Below are 23634 nucleotides of genomic sequence, written 5' to 3'. Positions count from 1 at the left end.
AATGAACGTATAGATCATGCAGAAAGGACGGACGAAAATGAGTGTATATGTTAATAAAGATACAAAAGTAATTGTCCAGGGAATAACTGGTGGTACAGCCAAATTCCATACTAAACAAATGCTAGAATACGGAACGAAAATCGTTGGTGGCGTTACACCTAAAAAAGGCGGTACAGAAGTTGAGGGTGTACCTGTATTTAATACAGTAAAAGAAGCTGTTGAAAAAACAGGTGCTAATGCATCCGTAATCTATGTTCCTGCTCCATTTGCAGCAGATGCAATTATTGAAGCAGTAGATGCAGAACTTGATCTGGCTATCTGTATTACTGAACACATTCCAGTATTGGATATGGTTAAAGTAAAACGATATATGGAAGGTAAAAAAACACGCTTAGTAGGTCCTAACTGTCCTGGAGTAATTACCCCAGACGAATGTAAAATAGGTATTATGCCTGGTTATATTCATAAAAAGGGACATATCGGAGTTGTTTCGCGTTCTGGTACCTTAACATATGAAGCTGTTCATCAGTTATCAGAAGCTGGTTATGGTCAGTCAACTGCTGTTGGTATTGGCGGAGATCCAGTCAATGGAACCGATTTTATTGATGCACTAAAGGCGTTTAACGAAGACTCAGAAACTGAAGCAGTAATTATGATTGGTGAAATTGGTGGTACTGCAGAAGAAGAAGCTGCTGAGTGGGTAAAAGCTAATATGACTAAACCAGTTGTTGGATTTATTGGAGGAGCAACTGCACCTCCAGGAAAACGAATGGGTCATGCTGGCGCAATCATCTCAGGTGGTAAAGGTACTGCTGAAGAGAAAATCCGTGTTATGAATGAATGTGGTATCCAAGTTGCTGAAACACCTGCAGTAATGGGAGAAACAATGATTAAAGTTTTAGAAGAAAACGACTTGGTAAAAAAATGTAAAACACACTAAAAGAACAAAAGCACTGGACGTGGCTGTTTAAGTGTATGAATTAATGGCAGCCAAAAATTTATACTTTCTTACCTTATCAAAAAGGAACCTAAAGGTATCATAAGCTTTTAGGTTCCTACTATATTAAAGGACGTGATTAACCTGTATTCAATGCGCGAGCGACTCATCCATTTACAACGCTGTCGTGGAATCACACGACGTACTATTCGTAAAATCCTTCATGCTGACCCGGCATTACAGCAAATTTTTCATTTATCATCCACTCAACTTAGTCACCTCTATTTATTATCTGCAAAGCAAGCCACACGATTATATTCAGACCTTCATAATCAAACAATTAAAAAGCAAATCGCCCATGATATAAGCAAATTTACTGTCATCACAATCATTGATGATGACTACCCCCCTGTGTTACAAACAATAAAAGATGCTCCGATTGTGTTATATGCGCTAGGGAACATCTCATTATTATCTCATAAACCGGCCATTAGCGTGATTGGAACACGAAATCCCTCATATGAAGCAAAAGCTAAAATAGAATATATAGTTAAACCACTTATTAAAAAGGATTGGTTAATAGTGAGTGGTATGGCTAAAGGTATAGACAGCTTCGCACATACACTTACTTTAGGAAATAATGGAAAAACAATTGCCGTATTGGGGGGTGGTTTTCATCATATCTACCCTAGGCAAAATACAGCTTTATTTAAACAAATCACAGAAAATGGGTTAGTATTATCTGAGTACCCACCGCATACACCACCAACTCGATTTCACTTTCCAGAAAGAAATCGGATAATAAGTGGTTTAAGTTTTGGTACATTAGTAATTGAGGCAACAGAAAAAAGTGGTACGCTGATTACTGTAGATCAGGCACTTGATCAGGGCAGGGAAGTATATGCGGTTCCAGGCTCACCATTAATTGAACAAACGAAGGGTTGTCTTAAAATGATTCAGGATGGAGCTAAGCTGGTACACTGCCCACAGGATATAATAGAGGATTGGGAGACGATTGGACAAAACATGGTGTATAGTAAGTAACGGAGGAGAAATAGACTGGGAACCTGCGATTTATTACAGTAAGTTTGACAAATATGTAGTATATATTTAATATTAGTGAAGATTTCCAATTTAATTAACGTAACCTCACTATAGGAGGAAATACAATGTCAGATTATCTAGTAATCGTAGAATCGCCGGCAAAAGCGAAAACGATTGAACGTTATTTAGGCAAAAAATATACAGTTAAAGCATCTATGGGACATGTGCGCGATTTACCTAAAAGTCAAATGGGCGTGGATGTTGAAGATGAATTTAAACCGAAATACATTACAATTCGTGGAAAGGGCGATGTGTTAAAAGACTTACGAAAAGCGGCAAAAAAAGCGAAAAAAATATATCTAGCAGCCGATCCGGACAGGGAAGGTGAAGCGATCGCTTGGCATTTGGCACATATTTTAAATGTTGATGAGAATTCACAGTGCCGTGTTGTCTTTAATGAGATTACGAAAGACGCGATAAAGGAGTCCTTTAAACATCCACGATCGATAGATACAGATTTAGTTGATGCACAACAGGCAAGACGAATTTTAGATCGTCTTGTTGGATACAACATCAGTCCTTTACTTTGGAAAAAAGTAAAGAAAGGGTTGAGTGCAGGAAGAGTACAATCGGTAGCTGTAAAGATGATAATAGATCGTGAAAAAGAAATTGAGAATTTTAACCCTGAAGAGTATTGGTCTATTGAAGGAGAATTTCAAAAGGACAACGAAACGTTTGAAGGAGCTTTTTATGGTTTAAAGGGAAAAAAACAGCATTTAAAAACAGAAGATGACGTTAAGAATATAATTAAACAAATTGAAGGTCCCGATTTCTCTATCGATAAAGTTAATAAACGGGAACGAAAGCGAAACCCTGCTCAACCATTCATAACATCCTCTTTACAGCAAGAAGCAGCAAGAAAGTTGAACTTCCGTGCCAGAAAAACGATGATGGTGGCCCAACAATTATACGAAGGAATTGATTTAGGGAAGAAAGCTGGAGGTATAACGGGTTTAATTACGTATATGCGAACGGATTCAACACGTATCTCTGATACAGCAAAAGAAGAAGCGAGAGGTTATATAGAAGAGAAATATGGAAAAGACTATCTTGGGAACCATAAACCCGGCAAGAAAAAAGAGGGTGCTCAGGATGCCCATGAAGCAATAAGACCGACTTCGGCTATGCGAGATCCCAAATCATTAAAAACAATCCTATCCAGAGATCAACTACGTTTATATAAACTAATCTGGGAACGGTTTCTTGCCAGTCAAATGGCTTCAGCAGTTCTGGATACAATGACCGTGCATCTAATTAATAATGATATTGAGTTCCGTGCAACTGGTTCGAAGGTAAAGTTTAAAGGTTTTATGAAAGTATATATTGAGGGTACAGATGATAACAAGAAAGAAGAAGATAAGTTTTTGCCCGACTTAAAAGAAGGAATGACTGTCCAGTCAAAGGAAATTATTCCAAATCAGCATTTCACACAACCGCCACCAAGATATACAGAAGCCAGACTGGTTAGAACTATGGAAGAATTGGGGATTGGCAGACCATCCACATTTGCCCCTACGTTAGATACAATTCAACGTAGAGGTTATGTAAGCATTGATAATAAACGATTTATACCAACAGAACTTGGTGTAATTGTTATCGATCTCGTACAAGAATTCTTTCCGGAGATTATTGATGTTGCGTTTACAGCAAGAATGGAAGGTGATTTGGATTCCGTTGAAGAAGGCACCACTCAATGGATAAGGGTTATCGACGAATTTTATCAGGATTTTAATAAACGTTTAGAAAAAGCCGAACTGGAAATGGAAAAAGTAGAGATCAGGGACGAACCTGCTGGAATTGATTGTGAAGAATGTGGCCATGAAATGGTATATAAAATGGGCCGTTACGGTAAGTTTCTAGCATGCTCAAACTTTCCGGATTGCAGAAATACTAAGCCTATTTTAAAAGAAATTGGCGTAAAGTGTCCGAAATGTAAAGAAGGAAATGTAGTAGAAAGAAAGTCTAAGAAACAGAGAAAGTTCTTTGGTTGTGATCAATTTCCCGATTGTGATTTCATCTCATGGGATAAACCAATTTCCAGACCCTGCCCAAAATGTGAATCGTTACTTGTTGAGAAGAAAAGTAAAAAAGATACACAAATTCTATGTACAAGTTGTGAATATAAAGAGATAGCACAAGAATAAAATTCAACTGCTCGGCTTTTGCGAGCAGTTTTAATATTGATTTTTTGACTACGTTTGATCTAACGAAAAAAGGGAAAGCAGAATAGTAAGGAGGCTATTCATATGACAAACAAAAAGCATTATTATGTAACAGTCGATAAACAGGAGATCCGTGACATATCTATTCCCGACAATGGGGTTGAATATAAAATAATTGCTAATCAAAAAGAGAAAGAAGAAATAGAGGAATTATTCAGAGCGAAAGATAAAAACGAAAAGGATGCCGTAAAGTTCCTGGCAAAACCATTTGATGAATGGGGTGCTGATGATAAAAGAGAAGATTATGATAATAAAATGATAGAACTTTATCGCAAGGTTTACGAACTTGGTACCTCTGAAACAAAGCGTGAAATTAATAACCTAGGGTTATTTAATTAAAAAGATGTCAATAACAGTAATACCCTTTATTCACAAAGTTTTCACACTGTATCAGTTTTCTGGACGTTTACGTTGTAGTTTGTTGACTATTTACTTTCAAGGATATATAATTACGCATTGGTAAGGTTATATACTTGACAGGTAAATCAAACTTAGTTTTAACATTCAACTTAAACAGTTTAAAATTAGTTTTTGGTTGTGTTATAATTAGAATTGAACTCAATTCAGAATTTTGTTGCAATTTAGTTAAATCTGTTGCATTAAAATGTATAGTGTGTTATGATTTATTCGCTATTTGAATGGGGTGAAAATTTGCACAATTTCACAGCAAGTTCTAAAGAATTTGTAGAGTATTTACAAATCGAAAAAAATGCATCACGATACACCGTGAAGTATTATCAGAATGATCTGGAAATTTTTTTTGGTTTTTTGGATCAAGAAGGCATCACTAGTCTTTATGAAGTTGATCAAAGAGTTGTTCGATTATTTCTAACCAGCTTATATGAACAGCAACTCAGCAGAAGATCAGTATCCCGCAAAGTTTCTTGTTTAAGAAGTTTTTACAGATTTTTAGAACGGGAAAACCAGCGTATAACGAATCCATTTACACATGTATCTTTACCAAAGGCAACTCGACCGATTCCAGGTTTTTTATATATGGAGGAGTTAGAAAAGCTTTTTGAAGTCAGCGATATGACAGATGCTTTGGGTCAACGTGATCAAGCCATTTTAGAAACGCTTTACGGAACAGGAATGAGGGTGAGTGAGTGTCAAGGCTTACTAATTGGGGATATAGATTTTTCAATTGGAACGATGCTTATCAACGGAAAGGGTAGAAAAGAACGTTATGTACCCTTTGGAAGATTTGCAGAAATTGCCTTGGAAACTTACATAAATGAAGGTCGGAAAACGTTATTGAGTAAAGCAAAACTAACTTCAAACGCGGTCTTCTTAAATTCCCGTGGGGCTCCATTAACTGCAAGAGGTATGCGTCTTATACTTAATAAGCTAGTAGATAAAGCAGCATTAACCGTTCATGTCCATCCTCATAAATTACGACATACGTTTGCTACTCATTTATTAAATGAGGGCGCTGATTTACGTAGTGTGCAAGAGTTATTGGGCCATGAAAGTTTAACTTCAACGCAAATTTATACACATGTTACTAAAGATCATTTGCGTAAGGTGTATATGAACAGTCATCCCAGAGCTAATGAACAATAATGTTAAAGAGGTGATATTTAGTGGCGAATGAATTTCATGCTACAACCATTTTTGCCGTTAAGCACAATGAACAATGTGCAATGAGCGGGGATGGGCAGGTCACATTAGGTAATGCTGTTGTAATGAAACATAAAGCTAAGAAGGTACGTACTTTATATAAGGGGCAGGTCTTAGCAGGATTTGCTGGGTCTGTGGCAGACGCTTTTACATTGTTTGAAAAATTTGAGGCAAAGCTTGAAGCTTTTAACGGTAACCTGGCAAGAGCCTCTGTAGAGCTGGCAAAAGAATGGCGCAGTGACAAAGTTCTACGTAAATTGGAAGCAATGCTTATTGTTATGAATAAAGACGATATGTTTTTAGTGTCAGGTACTGGAGAAGTCATCGAACCAGATGATGGGATGCTCGCTATTGGCTCTGGCGGAAATTATGCTTTAAGTGCTGGTCGAGCACTTGCAAGATACTCAAATCAGTTAACAGCTAAGGAAATAGCACAAGCAGCGTTAACAATTGCTGGAGAAATTTGTGTTTACACGAATGATCATATTACATTAGAGGTGCTTGATTAAAAGGAGGCCTTTCGAAAGTATGGGAATAGATTACACTCCAAAGCAAATTGTTGGTCAATTGGATAAATATATCATAGGTCAGCACAATGCAAAAAAGTCAGTTGCTATAGCTTTACGGAACCGTTATCGGAGAATGCAGCTGGATGATGCAATCAAAGAAGAAATTGTACCTAAAAATATTTTGATGATTGGACCGACAGGGGTAGGTAAGACAGAAATTGCAAGACGGTTAGCCAAACTTGTCGGTGCACCATTCGTAAAAGTCGAGGCGACTAAGTTTACTGAAGTTGGTTATGTTGGTCGGGATGTGGAGTCAATGGTTCGTGATTTGGTCGAAATGTCCATGCGGATGGTCAGAGAAGAGAAAATGGCTGAGGTTATGGGAATTGCTGAAATGGAGGCTAATAAGAAATTAGTAAGTCTTCTGGTTCCCCAGGCTAAAAAAGATTCGACGATGAAAAACCCATTTGAGATGTTTTTTTCAGGTCAAGCGGATAATGATGATACAAACAAGGATCAAGCTAAAGATGAAGAAATAAGGAATAAACGAAAGCGTGTAGAGTCCCAATTGGCTTTAGGTGAGTTAGAAGATCATATGGTAACCGTGGAGATAGAAGAACTGCCCCCTTCCATGTTTGATATGCTGCAGGGTTCAGGGATGGAACAAATGGGGATGAATATGCAAGATGCTCTCGGGCAGTTTATGCCCAAAAAGAAAAAAACACGAAAGTTACCTGTTACAGAGGCGAGGAAGGTCCTGACCCAACAAGAGGCTGGGAAGCTGGTTGATATGGAAGAAGCAGCGCAGGAAGCAATTGAGCGTGCTGAGCAGTCCGGAATTCTATTTGTAGATGAAATTGATAAAGTTGCAGGTAAACAGGATAATTCAGCCAACGTGTCACGAGAAGGTGTTCAACGTGATATTTTACCAATAGTTGAAGGCTCAACCGTTATAACAAAACACGGTCCTGTTAAAACAGATCACATGCTGTTTATAGCTGCTGGTGCATTTCACATGGCAAAGCCTTCTGACTTAATTCCAGAATTACAAGGCAGATTTCCAATTCGAGTAGAATTAGAGAAACTCTCAGTAGAAGATTTTAAACGAATATTAAGTGAACCATCAAATGCGTTATTGAAGCAATACCAAGCCTTACTGAAAACAGAAGGTATAAATGTAGTTTTTACAACCGATGCTATAACAAGGCTTGCTGAAATAGCATACCAAGTTAATCAGGAGACTGATAATATCGGCGCAAGAAGACTTCATACTATTCTGGAAAAACTATTAGAAGACTTATCTTTTGAAGCACCGGATATTCGTATGGAGGAAATAGAAATAACACCTAAATATGTGGATGAAAAACTTAGTTCTATTGTCAAAAACAAAGACTTAAGTCAATTTATACTATAATTAAAATTAAACAAAAAGGAGAATCATTATGGAACTATTAACACGCGCAAGAAAAATTAATGCTATGTTACAAAAAGCAACAGGAAAATCGGTGAATTTCAATGATATGTCAGCTTCATTACGAGATGTAATTACTGGTAATGTATACATTCTGAGCAGAAGAGGTAAGTTATTAGGTTTTGCGATCAACCAGGAGATAGAAAATGAGCGTATGAAATCGATGCTTGAAGAAAGACAATTTCCGGAAGAATATATAGAGGGACTATCCAACATTCGTGAGACGACTGCAAATCTGGGTATCGACAGCCCACAGACTGTATTCCCTGTTGAGAACCGTGAGCTTTTCCAAAATGGTTTAACAACAATCGTACCAATAATTGGTGGGGGAGAGCGTCTTGGCACGCTAGTATTAGGTAGATTAACAGAAACTTTTAATGATGATGACTTGTTATTGGCTGAATATGGAGCTACTGTTGTAGGAATGGAAATACTACATGAAAAAACAGAAGAGATTGAAATGGAAGCCAGAAGCAAAGCAGTTGTTCAAATGGCGATCAGTTCTTTATCATACAGTGAACTAGAAGCTATTGATCACATCTTTGAAGAGTTGAATGGAAATGAAGGCTTACTTGTAGCAAGTAAAATTGCGGACAGAGTAGGTATTACAAGGTCGGTTATCGTAAATGCGTTAAGAAAACTTGAAAGTGCCGGTGTTATTGAGTCTCGCTCATTAGGTATGAAAGGAACGTACATTAAAGTACTTAATAACAAATTCCTTGTTGAACTCGAAAAATTACGTTCAAGATAAAAAACAAGTAAAAAAAGCTAGGTGACTCTAGCTTTTTTTTATGCAAAATTTTATTGAGTAATGAAAATTAAACTAATTAACCTGATATAGCGATAAAAGTAAATTATAATTTTGAAGTAATTATAATTTACTTTTATCGCTATTTTTTGACATAAAATAGGGAAGTGCAGCTGGTTTTAATAAATTAGAGCGCTTATTTGACATAAAAAGGTATTTTGTCATTAGAAATGACCTAGTTATATTTAACTATATTATTATCTAAATGGGGAAAATGTCGAAAAGAGATAGACTTTATAGGATATATAAATTACAATATTCGTAGGCGTTTTATATTTTATGTCCGGCGTTTAAAAAGAAATATTTAGGAGGAATGGTTTTGACTTTATTTGGAAGCACTATTCATACTTTAGAGAAGTCGCTTGACTATGCATCAACGAAGAACCAGACAATATCCAATAATATATCAAATATTGATACACCAAATTACAAGGCAAAAGATGTAGTGTTTAAAAATGAACTAAATGAGGCTATGTCAAATAGGGTCGAGGCAAAGCGTACACATTCTAAACACATACCATTTGACCAATCAGCTTATACTTCCTATCAAATCACAACAAATAAAAACACTAACTTTAACCACAATGGGAACAATGTGGATGTAGATAAGGAAATGGCAGAATTGGCTAAAAATCAAATCTATTATCAAGCATTAGTTGATCGTATAAATGGCAAGTTTGGTAGTTTGCAAACAGTAATTAGGGGGGGAAGCTAAGGATGTCGATATTTAATGCAATTAATTCGAGTGCAAGTGCGTTGACCGCCCAACGTCTCCGTATGGATGTTATTTCTTCTAATGTTGCTAACGCACAAACAACTCGTGCAACTATGAACGAAAATGGAGAATATGAAGCCTATCGGAGAAAAATGGTTGTGGTTGAACCGCAGGACAAGAGTTTCCAGTCATTTTTGCATAAAGCAGCCTCTGCAGGTACAGGTTCTGGAGTAAAAGTATCAGCTATCAGAGAAGATGATGAGCCGTTTAAATTGGTATTTAATCCGTCACATCCCGATGCAAACGAAGCTGGATATGTAGAAATGCCCAATGTTGATCCACTTAAAGAGATGGTCGACCTAATGAGTGCTACCAGATCCTATGAAGCAAACGTTACATCATTAAATGCCAGCAAGGGTATGTTGATGAAAGCACTGGAAATTGGAAAATAAAGATAAGGGAGACTTTTAAATGAGTTTACTAATACATAACACCCCTCAAACTACTATACCCGGTTCTATTAATTCTAGAACAATGAATTCGCCTGGAGAAGCACAAGCTAATTTTTCCAACATGTTAAAGGGTGCTATTGAGAATGTTAATAACGCGCAATTAGCTTCAGATCAAAAGACGGATGCATTGGCACAAGGAAAAATTGATGACCTGCATGATGTTATGATAACTGCACAAAAAGCCAGTATCACATTAGAAACGACTGTGCAGGTACAACGGAAAGCTATAGATGCCTATAATGAAATTATGCGCATGCAAGTATAATTTTTAGTTTTTTATAAGCCATGTAATTACTTTTAGTCGGGGATTATCTTCCTTCTAAATGAATTTTTACTTTATCTTTTGGCACTATGGTGGGGGAAAATATGAAAGAAACTATAATGAATTGGAAAGAAACTACATCAGCTTTTTGGTCAAAACGATCAACCAGCCAAAAAAGCATCTTTATCGGCTCCATCCTAATTGTTATTTTGTTAATCGCTGGAATAACATTCATGACAACAAATTCTAAACTTGTCCCACTTTATAACAACTTATCATTGCAAGAAGTAGGTCAAATAAAAACAGAGTTGGATTCAAGAAGAATTCAGTATGAGTTAGAAGATGGGGGTACTACCATTACTGTTCCTGAACAACAAGTGGATTCGCTTCTTGTTGACCTTGCAGGACAAGGTATTCCGAATAGTGGTAACATCGACTATTCATTCTTTAGTGAAAATGCCTCATGGGGAATTACCGATAATGAATTCAGTATTATGAAACTCGATGCGATGCAGACGGAATTAGGAAATTTAATGCAGGGAATTGAAGGTATTGAAAACGCAAAAGTAATGATAAATATGCCGAAAGATCCTGTCTTTGTAAGTGAATCAACCCAAGAGGCCAGTGCTTCCATTGTATTAAGCACACAGCCGGGATATCAATTTCAGGGGAATCAGATTGAATCTCTTTATCACCTGGTCTCAAAAGCAGTCCCTAACCTGCCGCCTGATAACATTGTAATAATGAATCAGTTTTTTGAGTATTTTGATCGAAATGCACATACAGCACAGGGAACACAGGATGCACATTCTTACCAGCAATCAGTAAAAAAAGACGTAGAACGTGATATTCAGCGAAGACTTCAACAAATGCTTGGGGCAATGGTTGGAATGGAAAATGTAATTGTTTCGGTTACATCTGATGTTGATTTTACACAGGAGAATCGTATAGAAGAACTCGTTGAACCGGTTGATTTAGAGAATATGGAAGGTCTTCCTGTAAGTATCGAAACAATCCATGAGACGTACTCTGGAAATCCAGTAATTGGCGGCATCGAAGGTACTGGAGAAGGAGATATAGCTAATTATCCTGGAGCTGTGGAAGGCGAAGGTGGCGAATATGAATTAGTAAAAGAAACAATTAATAATGAATTTAACCGCATTCGTAAAGAAATCGTTGAAAGCCCCTATAAAGTAAGAGATTTAGGGATTCAAGTAGCCGTTAACAATGTTATAGATTCAACAGAAGACGGGATTCAATATTTGACTCAGCAGGATGAAAATGCAGTAGAAGCAGGAATAGCTTCTATTTTAAATTCCATTGTCGGTACGTCAATTGACAAAGAGTATGGGGAAGTAATTCCAGAGGAGAAAATATCTATAGTATTTCAGGAATTTGCAGGAGATACTGCAATACCTGAACAGCCAGCACCAGTTATCCCATTATGGATGTATATAGCAGGAGCGGTTTTACTTATAATCATAATAACTTTAGTTGTACTTTTAATACGTAATAGAAACGAAGAAGAGGAAATTGTTGAAGAAACAATTACTGCACAAACAACAACGGAAGTACCAGATATGCCAGATAATGAGCAATCTGAGTCTGTTATCCGCAGAAAGCAATTAGAAAAAATAGCAAAAGATAAACCAGAGGATTTCGCTAAACTATTAAGAAGCTGGATCGGGGAAGATTAGGAGGGATAGAAGTGGCTAGACAAAAAAGTGCTTTAACTGGTAAGCAAAAGGCAGCAATTCTGTTAATCTCCCTGGGCCCGGATGTATCCGCACAAGTATACAAACATTTGACAGAAGAAGAAATTGAGAAACTGAGCTTAGAGATATCATCCGTGAAAAAGGTAGAGTCCAGTTTGAAGGAAGATGTACTAGAGCAGTTTCATCAAATCGCTCTTGCTCAGGATTATATTTCACAAGGTGGAATCGGATACGCGAAAACAGTGTTGGAAAAAGCATTTGGCAAGGGTGAAGCATCAAATATTATTAATCGGCTAACATCTTCTTTACAGGTTAGGCCATTTGATTTTGCTAGAAAGGCTGACCCGCAACAGGTTTTGAATTTCATTCAAAGCGAGCATCCGCAAACAATCGCACTTGTATTGTCCTACCTAGACCCTGAACAAGCCGGACAGATTTTATCTGAACTACCACAGGAACTCCAGGCGGATATTGCAAAGCGGATTGCGACAATGGATTCAACATCTCCAGAAATTATCAGCCAGGTAGAGCAAGTGCTGGAAAGAAATATTTCCGCTTCTCTAACAGAAGATTATACACAAACCGGAGGTATTCAAGCTGTAGTTGAAGTATTGAATGGGGTTGACCGAAGTACAGAAAGAACAATTCTGGATGCCTTGGAAATACAGGATCCTGAACTGGCTGATGAGATCAAAAAGCGCATGTTTATATTTGAAGATATTGTTATCTTAGATAACCGCGCTATCCAGCGTATTATTAGAGAAGTAGAAAATGAAGACCTTCGCCTATCGTTAAAAGTAGCTAGTGATGAAGTGAAGGACATCGTATTTAAAAACATGTCCCAACGGATGGCTGAAACATTTAAAGATGAAATGGAGTATATGGGACCAGTTCGCCTAAAAGATGTTGAAGAAGCGCAAACGAGGATTGTTGCAATCATACGTAGGTTGGAAGACATTGGTGAAATTGTTATCGCACGTGGTGGAGGTGACGATATTATTGTCTAAACTCCATACCGAAAAGATAATAAAAATAAAACCAATTGAATTTTTAAGGAAACGTGATGATCATACTGCCAGTTTGAGTGAAGATTCCATACAGGAGGAGTTAAAGCAGGCCCATGATGAACTGCAAAACCTGTTAAAGGAGAAAGAATTGCTTGTTAAGGAAACGACTGCTGAGATAGAGGCAGCTAAAGAAAACTGGAAAACCGAGAAGCAGAATTACATTAAGGAAGCTGAACATATCGGTTATGAGGCAGGGTATAAGAACGGTAAGGAAGAGAGCCTGGAAAAATATAGGCACTTATTGGACAAAGCTGACTCAATAACTAAGTCAGCTTTGTCAGACTATCATACAACCATCGATAAAAATGAGGAAACAATTATAGAGTTAGCCATCCATACGGCAGAAAAAATTATGAACCAAAAAATAGCAGAAGACCCTGACGCCTTTTTATCTATTGTGAAAACTGCAATCGGCGAGTTGAAAGATCAGTCGGTCATAACAATCTATTTACATCCTGTTAATTATCAATTTGTTTTACAGCAGAAGGAAGAACTAAATCAAATCCTAGAAAATGAAGCTAAGTTATCAATCCAGGTAAATGAAGAAGTAGCTGAAAATGGCTGTTTAATCCAGCATCCGTTCGGGCAATTAGATGCCAGTATCGATACACAACTGCAACAGATACGAGATGCGCTTCATGAACTGGCAATGGAGAATAAGCAATGAATATAAGTAATTATCATGCTGTTATTGCCCAAACGGATACTCACAAACGGTATGGAAAAGTCTTGCGAGTGGTAGGTCTTATGATTGAATCACAAGGACCTGCAGCAAATGTGGGGGAAGTTTGCTACATACATACTTCTACTGCGAATAAAGCGCCCATACTTTCAGAGGTTGTAGGATTTAATAATGAGAAGATCATACTTATGCCATACGCAGAAGTAACAGAAATAGGGCCTGGCTGTTTGGTTGAATCTACTGGGAAACCATTAAGTATCAAAATAGGAAGAGGACTTATTGGTAAAGTGGTAGATTCACTAGGGAAAAGTCTGGATGAAACTATGTTACCTAAAGGATTATCCAATTACCTGACTGAGCAATCACCTCCTAACCCAATGTTACGTCCACCTATAGAGGAACCGATTCAGGTAGGGGTAAAAGCAATTGATTCATTGTTAACGGTAGGGAAAGGTCAGCGGATAGGAATCTTTGCAGGTAGTGGTGTAGGAAAAAGTACATTGCTCGGGATGATCGCAAGGAATAGTAGTGCAGATATTAATGTTATAGCACTGATTGGTGAGCGGGGTCGGGAAGTTAGAGAATTCATTGAGAAGGACCTAGGAGAAGAAGGCTTAAAAAAGACAATTGTGGTAGTAGCAACTTCTGATCAGCCAGCTTTAATGCGGATAAAAGGAGCATATACAGCTACAGCAATCAGTGAGTACTTCCGTGATTTGGGGTACCAGGTAAATTTAATGATGGACTCAGTGACCAGGGTTGCTATGGCACAACGGGAAATAGGTCTCGCAACAGGAGAACCACCGACAACAAAAGGATATACACCTTCTGTATTTGCTACATTGCCCAAGTTACTAGAGCGAACAGGGACAAATTTACATGGCACTATTACTGCTTTTTATACTGTCCTGGTAGATGGAGATGACATGAATGAACCGATAGCAGATACAGTTCGGGGGATACTGGACGGACACTTTGTAATGGATCGAAAATTAGCAGAACGTGGACAGTTTCCAGCTATCAATATATTGAAGTCAATTAGTAGAGTAATGACTCAAATAACCGCTGAGGAACATCAGGAAACAGCCCTTCAGATACGTTCTCTTCTTGCTACGTATGAAGAAAATAATGAATTGATCCAAATCGGTGCCTATAAAAGAGGAACTAATCAGGAGATTGACCGGGCTATTTCTTTTTATCCCAAGATACAAGCATTTTTAAAACAAGAAATTCTCGAGTACAAAACACTTGATGAAACAATTGATTTAATGAAGGCTCTTCTTAACGGAGGTGGAAAATAATGACTCAAACAATAGCTCTGTCTAAAATCCTCCATGTGCGCGAGAGGGAAAAAAACGATGCACAAAAAGCTTATTATCAGTCCACTGCGTATTTTGAGGAGATGGCAACACAGCTATATAATTTGTTAAGAAGAAAAGAAGAAGCTGAAGAAACATATGAAGATCATTTACAAACAATAATTTCCCTGGATAAAATCCGAGAACAGCTAACATTTATAGAGAAATTGAATTCACAAATTTTAAAACGTCAGCGGGAAGTACAACTTGCTAGATCGGATATGGAATCTAAACAGCTAAAGCTAACAGATGCTCATGTCGAGGTGAAGAAGTTTGAAAAAATTATCGAAGTACGAAAAAAATCCGAAGACGATAAGTTGCAAAAGATAGAAAAAGCATCGATGGATGAAATATCAATCCAACAATACTTAAGCCATAAAAATAGGTGAAGCAAATGGTCAATAAAATCAAAAATGAAAAGAAAAAAACAAATCCATTTTTATGGTTTTTGTTTGCTATAGTTATACCTGGCGTTATCGCAATTACTTTAGCGGTAATTATATTCACCTTAGCAGGTGTCGATATTGGTGACTGGGTAAAGAAAAAGGGGAGTGATATTCCTGTTATCTCCTCCATCATCTCAGCACCTGAAGAAGAATCTGTACAACGTGATGATGAAAGAGTGCAAAATACGATCGACAATAAAGATGAAGAGATTCAAGAATTAAATCAGGAAGTATCTGATATGAAAGCTACAATAGAGGCATTAGAATTAGAAATAGTTAAACTGGAACGAAATGCCACCGAAATAGATGATAATCAGGATGAAAATCTACAAGGAAGCGATAAAGTAAAGTCTATTTCAAGCTCTTTCAAAGATATGGACAATGAGCAGGCAGCATTAATAATACAAAATCTTGATAATGATACAGCTCTAGCTATTTTAAGTGAATTGTCCAATAAGGTTCGCGGTGAAATTCTGGAAGCTATGAACACAGAAGCGGCTGCAGAACTAACTAGGTTATTTATTAACAGCGACAATTAAATAAACTTACTTGAAAGGGGGTGAAATAGTGAACGCGATCGGAATGTTATTTCAACAAATTCAACTACCTAAAACATCAGCAGGAGTTACTAGACAGCCTGGTTCAGGAGAAGATGTCCTATCATTCAATTCTTTATTAAACACCGAGCAGTCAGAAGTGGAATCAGAATTGGATGAAGCCTTATCTTTTAGTCAGCAAACAGGGGCAAACAAAGGGATGAAAAGTAATGACCCACTTACTGGTGAGCAAGAGCTCTATTCATTACTCATTAATTCTGGGCACCTTGAGCTTGCTGCTGTTGATGAACAAACAAAGGATACGATTAATTCTTTGATAAATAATTTAATCATGGAAAAAGCGACGGCTTCTGACCAACACACTACAGTTGTCAATCAGACAGAGCTTACTGATGAGGATATCGTATTGATCCACAAAGAATTTGCAGCTATTTTTTCAAAGATTGAAAAAATAGTAATGGAATCTAATAAGAATGACTTTATTAAGTCAGCTCCAAAAGTACTTGATCTCTTACAGCAATGGTCTGCATTAGAAAGACAAATTGGCAATGAAAAGTGGGTTAGCGATCCGGTATCTTCGTTAAAAAATGAAGGAACAAAAGAGCATGCTATTTGGAAAGAATTAGTACAGGCATTTGAAAAAAGAAATCAATTGTCTGAAAGACGTCAGTATATGGAGTCGAAAGTTACTAGTACAGATGTAGCAAAGTGGATGGGGAAGGCAATGGACAATCAGACACAGGTAGATAGAGTTATCGGACAACAAACCATTACTCCTTCAGGATCAGCTGTGCCAATAACAAGACTAGAACAGTATGTAATTCACGTTAATTCGAGTCAGAACTCAGAATCCACAGACAAACAGATGGTTGAACAGTTTCAAAAAGTGATAAATTCAAGTAAGTTTTTATCGAAACCAAATGGAACGAATCAACTATCCATTACTTTACGACCGGATAACTTAGGCGAGATGATGGTTCGTTTAACGCAAGTGAATGGAGAAATGACTGTTAAGATATTGGTTTCTTCTCTAGCAGCAAAAGAAATGCTTGAAACGAATATGAGTCAGCTGAGAAATATGTTTTCGCCACATCAAGTAGTTATTGAGAAACAAGAGCTAAATCTAAATACACAGCAAGAACAGGATGTTCAAAAAGAAGCAAAAGAAGAGCAGCTGAAGGATCAAGAGAATCAGTCACATTCGGATCAGAATAAGGAACAGCAAACGGAAGATGATTTTGCTGCGCAGTTCCATGAATTATTGATGAATGAGAAAGTGTAGGTGGATAGAATGAATAAGATTGATCCAACGTTATATTTACAAAGTCAACAGACTTCACGAGCGCCAAGTAATGATCTTGGTAAGGATGAGTTTTTAAAAATATTAATGACACAGTTACAAAATCAAGACCCGACTAATCCGATGGATGACCGTGACTTTATTGCACAAATGTCACAATTTTCTACATTAGAGCAAACGATGAATATGGCAAAATCTATTGATGATTTAGTACAAAGCCAGCTGATTTCTCCTGTTATACAATATAGCCATATGATTGGAAAAGAAATTTCATACCAGGCAATTGATAAAGAAACAGGTCAAAAATTGGATGTTGAAAAAGGCAATGTTATTGCGGTTAGCCAAAAAGAAGGCTGGGCTATATTAGAGCTGGATAATGGAGAAAAAGTATATGCAGACGCCGTATTACAGGTCAGTGACCCGAAGTCCAATTCTAATAAATCGTAACAGGGTTATAAAACAAAGGAAGTGAGTAAGATGGATCACCGTATACACCAAATGCAGCAAAACCATGCTCTGCAGTTTCCTCGTGTGAATAAGCCTAAAAGCAATCAAAATACGGTTAATTTTAAAGATGTATTAATAGCTGAGAATCAAGGGCTTAAAATAAGCAAGCATGCTACACAGCGTTTAAATGAAAGAAACATTACTATTAATGAAACACAGTGGCAAACAATTGAAACAAAAATGAATGAAGCCAAACAAAAAGGAATTACGGATTCATTGGTTGTTATGAATGATGCAGCGTTATTAATAAGTGCAAAAAATAACACAGTGGTAACTGCAATGAATAGAGAAGAAGCTACAAGTCGAATTTTTACTAATATCAATGGAACAATTTTAATTAACGAATAGGCTGGACCCTATTGGGAGGCCAAATAAGCTGTTGAATGAATGATACAGCTATTAATTATAAACCATTAAAGGGGATTAAATTATGTTACGTTCAATGTATGCAGGTATTTCAGGTATGAAGAATTCACAAACAAAATTAGATGTGATTGGAAATAATATCGCCAATGTGAATACATCTGGTTTTAAAAAGGGACGTGTAACCTTTCAGGATATGATGAGTCAGACAACTTCAGGTGCACAAGGCCCAACAGATGCACGTGGTGGTGTTAACGCAGCGCAAGTAGGTTTAGGGTCTCAACTAGGAACTATTGACAATATCCATACACAAGGTTTTCGTCAGGTTTCAAATAACCCGTTGGATTTAGCGTTAGAAGGAGATGGGATGTTTGTATTACAGGATGAAAATGACGCAACTTTCTATACACGGGCAGGTAACTTTTATTTGGATGATAGTGGCGATATTGTTAATCCTGATGGATATTATCTAATGGGTATGAATGAAGCGCGTATTAATTTACCAGAAACTGCTCAAAGCTTTAGTATCCAAACAGATGGAACGGTAAATTATATAGACGGCGCAGGTGTAACTGTAGTAGCTGGACAGATTGCATTAGCAAGTTTTTCTAATCCTGCTGGGCTTCAAAAGGCGGGAAGTAACTTATTCTTAGACTCACCAAACGCTGGCTTGGCTGATGCCTGGGTCACTCCTGAAACACAAGGATCTGCTTCTATTATCAGTGGTTCGCTTGAGATGTCCAATGTTGACTTATCTGAAGAATTCACTGAAATGATTACAGCACAACGTAGTTTCCAGGCTAATACTAGAATAATTACAACTTCTGATGAAATATTACAAGAGCTTGTAAACTTAAAACGATAGTAAGGAGGTAGGGAGTGCCTAATAATTAGAGCACTCCCGCCCACATTATGATTGAATTAACTCGTTTAAATGGAGATAAATTTTCATTAAATGCATTAATGATTGAACAAATACAGTCTTTACCTGATACAACAATATCTCTAATTAACGGCAAGAAAATTATTGTAAAGGATCCACACACTGAAGTTACAGCGCTGATAAAAGCATATTATCAGGAAATCGGGATCCAAGAATCATTAATAGAGGTAGGTGAAGCAAATGAGTAAATTGGTGAAGACGATGGTTACTTCATTAGTTATTCTGTTGTTGGGTTCTGTTACTGCTCTAGTTATTGTACTGAATGTCTCAGGAGATGACAAAGAAGGTGCTGCACAATCAATTGATGATATTATTGAACACGCCTATGAATCACCTGAAATCACAACAGATTTAAATGATGGGAGCTTCGTACGGATTCAGTTTCAAATTTTAACAGATGGAAAAGGTGCACAAACAGAAATAAGTAAACGGGATTTCCAATTAAGAAATATCTTAATTAAAGAATTGGCAACCATGAATGAAGATGATTTTAAATCGGGGCTTACTGATTTAGAAAAGATCGTTCAAACGAAGTTAAATGAAGTTATGACTGACGGAAAAATCACTGATGTTTACACAATAAGTAAAATACTTCAATAAATAAACGAATATAGTACTCCAATACGGAGGTGAGTGTTTTTGGCAGATGAAGTTCTTTCTCAAAATGAAATTGATGCTCTATTGTCTGCGATTACTTCGGGCGAAATGGATGCAGAGGAATTAAAAAGAGAAGAAAAGGAAAAAAGGGTTCGCGTTTATGATTTCAAGCGGGCACTGCGTTTTTCCAAAGATCAAATAAGAAGTATATCAAGAATTCATGAAAATTATGCGCGATTATTAACGACTTTTTTCTCGGCACAACTTAGAACCTATATAAATATATCAGTTGCTTCTGTTGATCAGATACCTTATGAAGAATTTATAAGATCTGTTCCTAAAATGACCGTGCTAAATATATATAGCGTCGCTCCACTCGATGGAAGAATCGTAATGGAAATAAACCCCAATATTGCTTATGCAATGCTGGATCGAGTGCTTGGTGGAAAAGGAAACAGTGTAAATAAAGTTGATAATTTAACGGAAATTGAAACAATACTTTTGTCACAGCTCTTTGAAAAGGCGATGACTAATCTTCAAGAGGCATGGTCATCTATCGTCGAAATAGATCCTGTTTTAGAGGAATTTGAGGTAAATCCTCAATTTTTACAAATGGTATCACCAAATGAAACGGTAGTTGTCGTATCGCTGAATACTGCTATTGGTGAATCCAGTGGGATGATTAATATATGTATCCCTCATATTGTGTTAGAACCAATCATAGCAAAATTGTCAGTACATTATTGGATGCAAACAACTACAAAAAATAGAGATGCCGATGCATATGAAAAGCTCTCTAAAAATATAAAGAACGCCGAAGTAGATGCGAAAGCAATTCTTGGTGAAACAACTATTGATATCCAACAATTTTTGAACTTACGTGAACAAGATGTTATTGCGCTAAACCAACCAATTGATCATCCACTTACATTGGCAATTAATGACGAAGCTAAGTTTTATGTGCAGCCCGGTAAGTTTAAAAATAAAATGTCAGTGCAAGTATTGGAAGAAATAAAAGGGGTGAATGAACATGATGAATGATGGGATGTTATCTCAAGATGAGATTGATGCACTTCTAAAAGTTAATCCTGATGACGAAGAAAAAAAGAATGCTAATCAAGATACAAATGCCAGTCACTATTTATCGGGAATTGAAGAAGACACACTAGGGGAGATAGGTAATATCTCTTTCGGCAGTTCTGCAACTACACTCTCTACTATACTAAAACAAAAGGTAGAGATTACAACACCAAAAGTAAGCGTGGTGAAAAAAGAAGACCTAGAAGCATTCACATTTGAACCTGTAAGTGTAGAAGTTAATTATGTAGAGGGATTTACAGGTAAAAACGTGTTTGTTATAAAGTCAGATGATGCTGCTATTATCTCTGATATTATGTTGGGCGGAGACGGCACTAATCCAGATAAAGAACTTACAGAAATACATTTAAGCGCAGTACAAGAAGCGATGAATCAGATGATGGGTGCAGCAGCAACAAGCATGTCGACTGTATTTAATAAAAAAATAGACATATCACCTCCGATCATACGGCTCGAGGACCCAGAGAACGAGACGGGAACCACTTTTGCTGAAGAAGCTTTTGTAAAAGTATCATTTCAATTAAAGGTCGGTAATCTAATAGACTCTAATATTATGCAACTCATCCCATTACAGTTTGCAAAACAGATGGTAGATCAACTACTTAATGAACCGGCAAGTAATGAGGCGGCTGCAACTATAGAAGCACTTGAAGTCCCACTTGAAAAGTCTTTGGATTCTACTTCTGAGCTTGGAAGTCAGTTAGAAGTAGAGAATAATAGTACAGCAGCACAGCATAAGTCACAGTACTTAGGGAATGCAGTTGACGAAGATACTACCGTTCAACAAGCATCTTTTTCTAATTTTGAACACGTCGAATTAAACAATGTAGAACAGCGGAACTTAGATATGCTCCTTGATATTCCATTAAAGGTAACGGTGGAGCTTGGTCGGACAAAGCGAACAATCAGAGATATTTTAGATTTATCATCTGGTTCTATAATTGAACTTGACAAGCTGGCTGGAGAACCTGTTGATATATTGGTAAATGAAAAACTGATTGCCAAAGGTGAGGTTGTCGTAATAGATGAAAACTTTGGCGTACGAGTAACAGATATTATTAGTCAATCAGATCGATTAAAGAAATTGAAGTAAACTATTACGGGGGGTTTTAGAAATGGGAAAGCGTATTTTAATTGTTGATGATGCAGCTTTTATGAGAATGATGATTAAAGATATTTTAAATAAAAATGGTTTTGAAGTAGTTGGGGAAGCTCAGGATGGAGTCCAAGCTGTGGAAAAGTATAATGAACTGCAACCAGACCTCGTAACAATGGACATTACAATGCCTGAAATGGATGGAATAACAGCATTAAAACAAATTAAGGATTCACATTCAGAAGCAAAGGTTATTATGTGTTCAGCAATGGGGCAGCAAGCTATGGTAATTGATGCAATCCAAGCCGGAGCCAAAGACTTTATCGTCAAGCCATTCCAGGCAGAACGTGTAGTAGAAGCTATATCCAAGGCTTTAAATTAAGAAACGAGTGAGTATGTTGACACAAAAAATCAGTCTTACTATCTGTTTAATGATAGTACTTACCTCCATTGTATTTACAGGTGGTGTTGCTGCAAAACCAATGAATGTTGTTGATTGTTTAGAGGAAGATGTTGATTGCTTGGATGGAAGTTTTTCAACTGACGGGGAAGGCAGTCAAACGGAGCAACTTATCGAAAGTGAAAGCACTGGTTCCTTATTGTTTAGTCTGGTAAAGATGTTTTTTGCATTACTTTTAATCCTTGCACTTATTTATCTTTTATTGAAGTTCCTAAGTAAGCGAAGCAAACTGTTTCATCAAGTTAAAGCATTGGAGAATCTGGGCGGGGTTTCTGTAGGACAGAATAAATCTATACAAATTGTTCGTATTGGAACACAGGTATTCTTAATTGGTGTAGGTGAAAATGTAGAGATGCTGCATGAAATTACTGATAATGAAGTTATAGAAGATTTATTACATAGTGAGAAAGCTGTTCAGAATGAAGTTTCTGCCGGCACACTATTTTCATCGATTTTAAGAAAAAAGTCTACAGAAGATATGGGGTCGACCATACAAGATAAAGGTGACTTCAAGAAACTTTTTTCGGGTGAGTTAGAAAAGGTTAGGAAAAACAGGGAAAAGTTAATTAAACAGAACGGGCAGAAGGAAGATAAACATGAATGAATTTATAGATATGTTTGCTGATTCAGACCCTTCATCGGTTGCTACGTCAGTAAAGTTACTACTATTACTTACTGTTTTATCATTAGCGCCAAGTATATTAATCTTAATGACTAGCTTTACCAGAATTATAATCGTTTTATCTTTTGTACGGACATCATTGGCTACTCAGCAAATGCCGCCCAACCAAGTGTTAATAGGTCTTGCTTTATTTCTAACATTTTTTATCATGGCACCCATATTCGGTGATGTATATGACGAAGCTCTGCAACCACTTTTTAATGAAGAGATAACATTGGATGAAGCATATGAAAGAGCTAGCGTTCCAATGAAAGAATTTATGGCTAAGCACACTAGACAGAAAGATTTAGCACTGTTTATGAATTACGCACAGTTGGATCAACCGGAAACGATACAGGATATACCAATAACAACGTTAGTACCCGCATTTGCTATCAGTGAATTAAAAACCGCCTTTCAAATGGGTTTTATGATATTTGTGCCATTTTTAATTATTGATATGGCAGTAGCAAGTGTTCTGATGTCAATGGGTATGATGATGCTGCCACCAGTTATGATTTCACTTCCATTTAAAATTCTCTTATTTGTACTAGTTGATGGGTGGTATTTAATAACACATTCGTTGTTAAGTGGTTTTTGATGATTAATATAATTTATAAAGAA

The 23634-nt window shown here is 37.0% G+C and carries 28 protein-coding genes; all 28 read left to right on the top strand.

Annotated elements, in window-relative coordinates; all coding sequences use genetic code 11:
- Positions 1-37 precede the first annotated feature (37 nt).
- The 28 genes from sucD (at position 38) to fliP (ending at position 23611) form a co-directional block, all read left to right on the top strand.
- Complete coding sequence (gene sucD / locus QGM71_RS04240; RefSeq protein ID WP_327606260.1) at positions 38-940, top strand: succinate--CoA ligase subunit alpha; 903 nt, start codon at positions 38-40, stop codon at positions 938-940.
- A gap of 150 nt (positions 941-1090) precedes the next feature.
- Positions 1091-1981 (top strand): DNA-processing protein DprA, encoded by an 891-nt coding sequence (gene dprA, locus QGM71_RS04235; protein WP_327606259.1) that lies wholly within the window; start codon positions 1091-1093, stop codon positions 1979-1981.
- A 125-nt stretch (positions 1982-2106) separates the two neighbouring features.
- Positions 2107-4185 carry a type I DNA topoisomerase gene (topA, locus tag QGM71_RS04230; protein ID WP_327606258.1) on the top strand — a complete coding sequence of 693 codons (2079 nt, stop codon included), beginning with the start codon at positions 2107-2109 and terminating at the stop codon, positions 4183-4185.
- 102 nt (positions 4186-4287) lie between these two features.
- Entirely contained in the window at positions 4288-4602 is a 315-nt protein-coding gene (locus tag QGM71_RS04225; RefSeq protein WP_327606257.1) for a hypothetical protein, read from the top strand.
- Between the two features lie 312 nt (positions 4603-4914).
- A complete protein-coding gene (xerC, locus tag QGM71_RS04220) occupies positions 4915-5826 on the top strand; it encodes a tyrosine recombinase XerC (RefSeq protein ID WP_327606256.1) in 912 nt (303 codons plus the stop codon).
- A 20-nt stretch (positions 5827-5846) separates the two neighbouring features.
- Entirely contained in the window at positions 5847-6392 is a 546-nt protein-coding gene (gene hslV, locus QGM71_RS04215) for an ATP-dependent protease subunit HslV (protein ID WP_327606255.1), read from the top strand.
- 19 nt (positions 6393-6411) lie between these two features.
- Entirely contained in the window at positions 6412-7806 is a 1395-nt protein-coding gene (hslU, locus tag QGM71_RS04210; RefSeq protein ID WP_327606254.1) for an ATP-dependent protease ATPase subunit HslU, read from the top strand.
- A 28-nt stretch (positions 7807-7834) separates the two neighbouring features.
- Entirely contained in the window at positions 7835-8614 is a 780-nt protein-coding gene (codY, locus tag QGM71_RS04205; protein WP_327606253.1) for a GTP-sensing pleiotropic transcriptional regulator CodY, read from the top strand.
- A 376-nt stretch (positions 8615-8990) separates the two neighbouring features.
- The gene (gene flgB / locus QGM71_RS04200) at positions 8991-9386 is read left to right on the top strand and encodes a flagellar basal body rod protein FlgB (RefSeq protein WP_327606252.1); all 396 of its coding nucleotides are present in this window, start codon (positions 8991-8993) and stop codon (positions 9384-9386) included.
- A 2-nt stretch (positions 9387-9388) separates the two neighbouring features.
- The gene (flgC, locus tag QGM71_RS04195; protein WP_327606251.1) at positions 9389-9838 is read left to right on the top strand and encodes a flagellar basal body rod protein FlgC; all 450 of its coding nucleotides are present in this window, start codon (positions 9389-9391) and stop codon (positions 9836-9838) included.
- 82 nt (positions 9839-9920) lie between these two features.
- Complete coding sequence (gene fliE, locus QGM71_RS04190) at positions 9921-10163, top strand: flagellar hook-basal body complex protein FliE (RefSeq protein WP_327606407.1); 243 nt, start codon at positions 9921-9923, stop codon at positions 10161-10163.
- Positions 10164-10264: 101 nt separating this feature from the next.
- Complete coding sequence (fliF, locus tag QGM71_RS04185) at positions 10265-11857, top strand: flagellar basal-body MS-ring/collar protein FliF (RefSeq protein ID WP_327606250.1); 1593 nt, start codon at positions 10265-10267, stop codon at positions 11855-11857.
- Between the two features lie 11 nt (positions 11858-11868).
- The gene (fliG, locus tag QGM71_RS04180) at positions 11869-12882 is read left to right on the top strand and encodes a flagellar motor switch protein FliG (protein ID WP_327606249.1); all 1014 of its coding nucleotides are present in this window, start codon (positions 11869-11871) and stop codon (positions 12880-12882) included.
- Positions 12875-13609 carry a flagellar assembly protein FliH gene (fliH, locus tag QGM71_RS04175; protein ID WP_327606248.1) on the top strand — a complete coding sequence of 245 codons (735 nt, stop codon included), beginning with the start codon at positions 12875-12877 and terminating at the stop codon, positions 13607-13609. The genes fliG and fliH overlap by 8 nt, the downstream gene beginning before the upstream one ends.
- Positions 13606-14925, top strand: coding sequence for a flagellar protein export ATPase FliI (gene fliI, locus QGM71_RS04170; RefSeq protein WP_327606247.1), 1320 nt, complete (start codon positions 13606-13608; stop codon positions 14923-14925). Before fliH ends, fliI begins: the two co-directional genes overlap by 4 nt.
- The gene (gene fliJ / locus QGM71_RS04165) at positions 14925-15371 is read left to right on the top strand and encodes a flagellar export protein FliJ (RefSeq protein ID WP_327606246.1); all 447 of its coding nucleotides are present in this window, start codon (positions 14925-14927) and stop codon (positions 15369-15371) included. The genes fliI and fliJ overlap by 1 nt, the downstream gene beginning before the upstream one ends.
- A 5-nt stretch (positions 15372-15376) precedes the next feature.
- Positions 15377-15967, top strand: coding sequence for a MotE family protein (locus QGM71_RS04160; RefSeq protein WP_327606245.1), 591 nt, complete (start codon positions 15377-15379; stop codon positions 15965-15967).
- A gap of 28 nt (positions 15968-15995) precedes the next feature.
- Positions 15996-17267 carry a flagellar hook-length control protein FliK gene (locus tag QGM71_RS04155; RefSeq protein ID WP_327606244.1) on the top strand — a complete coding sequence of 424 codons (1272 nt, stop codon included), beginning with the start codon at positions 15996-15998 and terminating at the stop codon, positions 17265-17267.
- Between the two features lie 9 nt (positions 17268-17276).
- Positions 17277-17732, top strand: coding sequence for a flagellar hook assembly protein FlgD (flgD, locus tag QGM71_RS04150; RefSeq protein ID WP_327606243.1), 456 nt, complete (start codon positions 17277-17279; stop codon positions 17730-17732).
- A 30-nt stretch (positions 17733-17762) separates the two neighbouring features.
- Entirely contained in the window at positions 17763-18140 is a 378-nt protein-coding gene (locus QGM71_RS04145; RefSeq protein WP_327606242.1) for a TIGR02530 family flagellar biosynthesis protein, read from the top strand.
- Positions 18141-18222: 82 nt separating this feature from the next.
- A complete protein-coding gene (flgG, locus tag QGM71_RS04140; RefSeq protein WP_327606241.1) occupies positions 18223-19020 on the top strand; it encodes a flagellar basal body rod protein FlgG in 798 nt (265 codons plus the stop codon).
- 47 nt (positions 19021-19067) lie between these two features.
- Positions 19068-19286 carry a flagellar FlbD family protein gene (locus QGM71_RS04135; protein WP_327606240.1) on the top strand — a complete coding sequence of 73 codons (219 nt, stop codon included), beginning with the start codon at positions 19068-19070 and terminating at the stop codon, positions 19284-19286.
- A complete protein-coding gene (gene fliL, locus QGM71_RS04130; RefSeq protein ID WP_327606239.1) occupies positions 19279-19698 on the top strand; it encodes a flagellar basal body-associated protein FliL in 420 nt (139 codons plus the stop codon). Before QGM71_RS04135 ends, fliL begins: the two co-directional genes overlap by 8 nt.
- 39 nt (positions 19699-19737) lie before the next feature.
- Entirely contained in the window at positions 19738-20736 is a 999-nt protein-coding gene (fliM, locus tag QGM71_RS04125) for a flagellar motor switch protein FliM (RefSeq protein WP_327606238.1), read from the top strand.
- The gene (gene fliY / locus QGM71_RS04120; protein ID WP_327606237.1) at positions 20726-21886 is read left to right on the top strand and encodes a flagellar motor switch phosphatase FliY; all 1161 of its coding nucleotides are present in this window, start codon (positions 20726-20728) and stop codon (positions 21884-21886) included. The genes fliM and fliY overlap by 11 nt, the downstream gene beginning before the upstream one ends.
- Before the next feature lie 22 nt (positions 21887-21908).
- Positions 21909-22271: a response regulator gene (locus QGM71_RS04115; protein ID WP_327606236.1), complete on the top strand. Its 363-nt coding sequence runs from the start codon at positions 21909-21911 to the stop codon at positions 22269-22271.
- A gap of 16 nt (positions 22272-22287) precedes the next feature.
- The gene (locus QGM71_RS04110; protein ID WP_327606235.1) at positions 22288-22953 is read left to right on the top strand and encodes a flagellar biosynthetic protein FliO; all 666 of its coding nucleotides are present in this window, start codon (positions 22288-22290) and stop codon (positions 22951-22953) included.
- Entirely contained in the window at positions 22946-23611 is a 666-nt protein-coding gene (fliP, locus tag QGM71_RS04105) for a flagellar type III secretion system pore protein FliP (RefSeq protein WP_327606234.1), read from the top strand. The genes QGM71_RS04110 and fliP overlap by 8 nt, the downstream gene beginning before the upstream one ends.
- The last annotated feature ends 23 nt before the right edge of the window (positions 23612-23634 follow it).

Origin of the sequence: Virgibacillus tibetensis (assembly GCF_036026595.1) — a bacterium.
In the GTDB taxonomy this organism is placed as follows: domain Bacteria; phylum Bacillota; class Bacilli; order Bacillales; family Amphibacillaceae; genus Virgibacillus_P; species Virgibacillus_P tibetensis.
Note: the sequence above shows the minus strand (reverse complement) of the source record. Positions and strands in the feature narration are given on the sequence as shown.

Excerpts from the sequence above, each read along its gene's own strand:
- QGM71_RS04225 (WP_327606257.1), top strand. The coding sequence starts at position 4,288 with ATGACAAACAAAAAGCATTATTATGTAACAGTCGATAAACAGGAGATC.
- fliF (WP_327606250.1), top strand. The coding sequence starts at position 10,265 with ATGAAAGAAACTATAATGAATTGGAAAGAAACTACATCAGCTTTTTGG.
- dprA (WP_327606259.1), top strand. The coding sequence starts at position 1,091 with ATGCGCGAGCGACTCATCCATTTACAACGCTGTCGTGGAATCACACGA.
- topA (WP_327606258.1), top strand. The coding sequence starts at position 2,107 with ATGTCAGATTATCTAGTAATCGTAGAATCGCCGGCAAAAGCGAAAACG.
- fliE (WP_327606407.1), top strand. The coding sequence starts at position 9,921 with ATGAATTCGCCTGGAGAAGCACAAGCTAATTTTTCCAACATGTTAAAG.
- fliY (WP_327606237.1), top strand. The coding sequence starts at position 20,726 with ATGATGAATGATGGGATGTTATCTCAAGATGAGATTGATGCACTTCTA.
- fliP (WP_327606234.1), top strand. The coding sequence starts at position 22,946 with ATGAATGAATTTATAGATATGTTTGCTGATTCAGACCCTTCATCGGTT.
- hslU (WP_327606254.1), top strand. The coding sequence starts at position 6,412 with ATGGGAATAGATTACACTCCAAAGCAAATTGTTGGTCAATTGGATAAA.
- codY (WP_327606253.1), top strand. The coding sequence starts at position 7,835 with ATGGAACTATTAACACGCGCAAGAAAAATTAATGCTATGTTACAAAAA.
- QGM71_RS04135 (WP_327606240.1), top strand. The coding sequence starts at position 19,068 with ATGATTGAATTAACTCGTTTAAATGGAGATAAATTTTCATTAAATGCA.
- fliJ (WP_327606246.1), top strand. The coding sequence starts at position 14,925 with ATGACTCAAACAATAGCTCTGTCTAAAATCCTCCATGTGCGCGAGAGG.
- QGM71_RS04145 (WP_327606242.1), top strand. The coding sequence starts at position 17,763 with ATGGATCACCGTATACACCAAATGCAGCAAAACCATGCTCTGCAGTTT.
- fliL (WP_327606239.1), top strand. The coding sequence starts at position 19,279 with ATGAGTAAATTGGTGAAGACGATGGTTACTTCATTAGTTATTCTGTTG.
- flgG (WP_327606241.1), top strand. The coding sequence starts at position 18,223 with ATGTTACGTTCAATGTATGCAGGTATTTCAGGTATGAAGAATTCACAA.
- QGM71_RS04160 (WP_327606245.1), top strand. The coding sequence starts at position 15,377 with ATGGTCAATAAAATCAAAAATGAAAAGAAAAAAACAAATCCATTTTTA.
- QGM71_RS04115 (WP_327606236.1), top strand. The coding sequence starts at position 21,909 with ATGGGAAAGCGTATTTTAATTGTTGATGATGCAGCTTTTATGAGAATG.
- fliI (WP_327606247.1), top strand. The coding sequence starts at position 13,606 with ATGAATATAAGTAATTATCATGCTGTTATTGCCCAAACGGATACTCAC.
- sucD (WP_327606260.1), top strand. The coding sequence starts at position 38 with ATGAGTGTATATGTTAATAAAGATACAAAAGTAATTGTCCAGGGAATA.
- flgC (WP_327606251.1), top strand. The coding sequence starts at position 9,389 with ATGTCGATATTTAATGCAATTAATTCGAGTGCAAGTGCGTTGACCGCC.
- flgD (WP_327606243.1), top strand. The coding sequence starts at position 17,277 with ATGAATAAGATTGATCCAACGTTATATTTACAAAGTCAACAGACTTCA.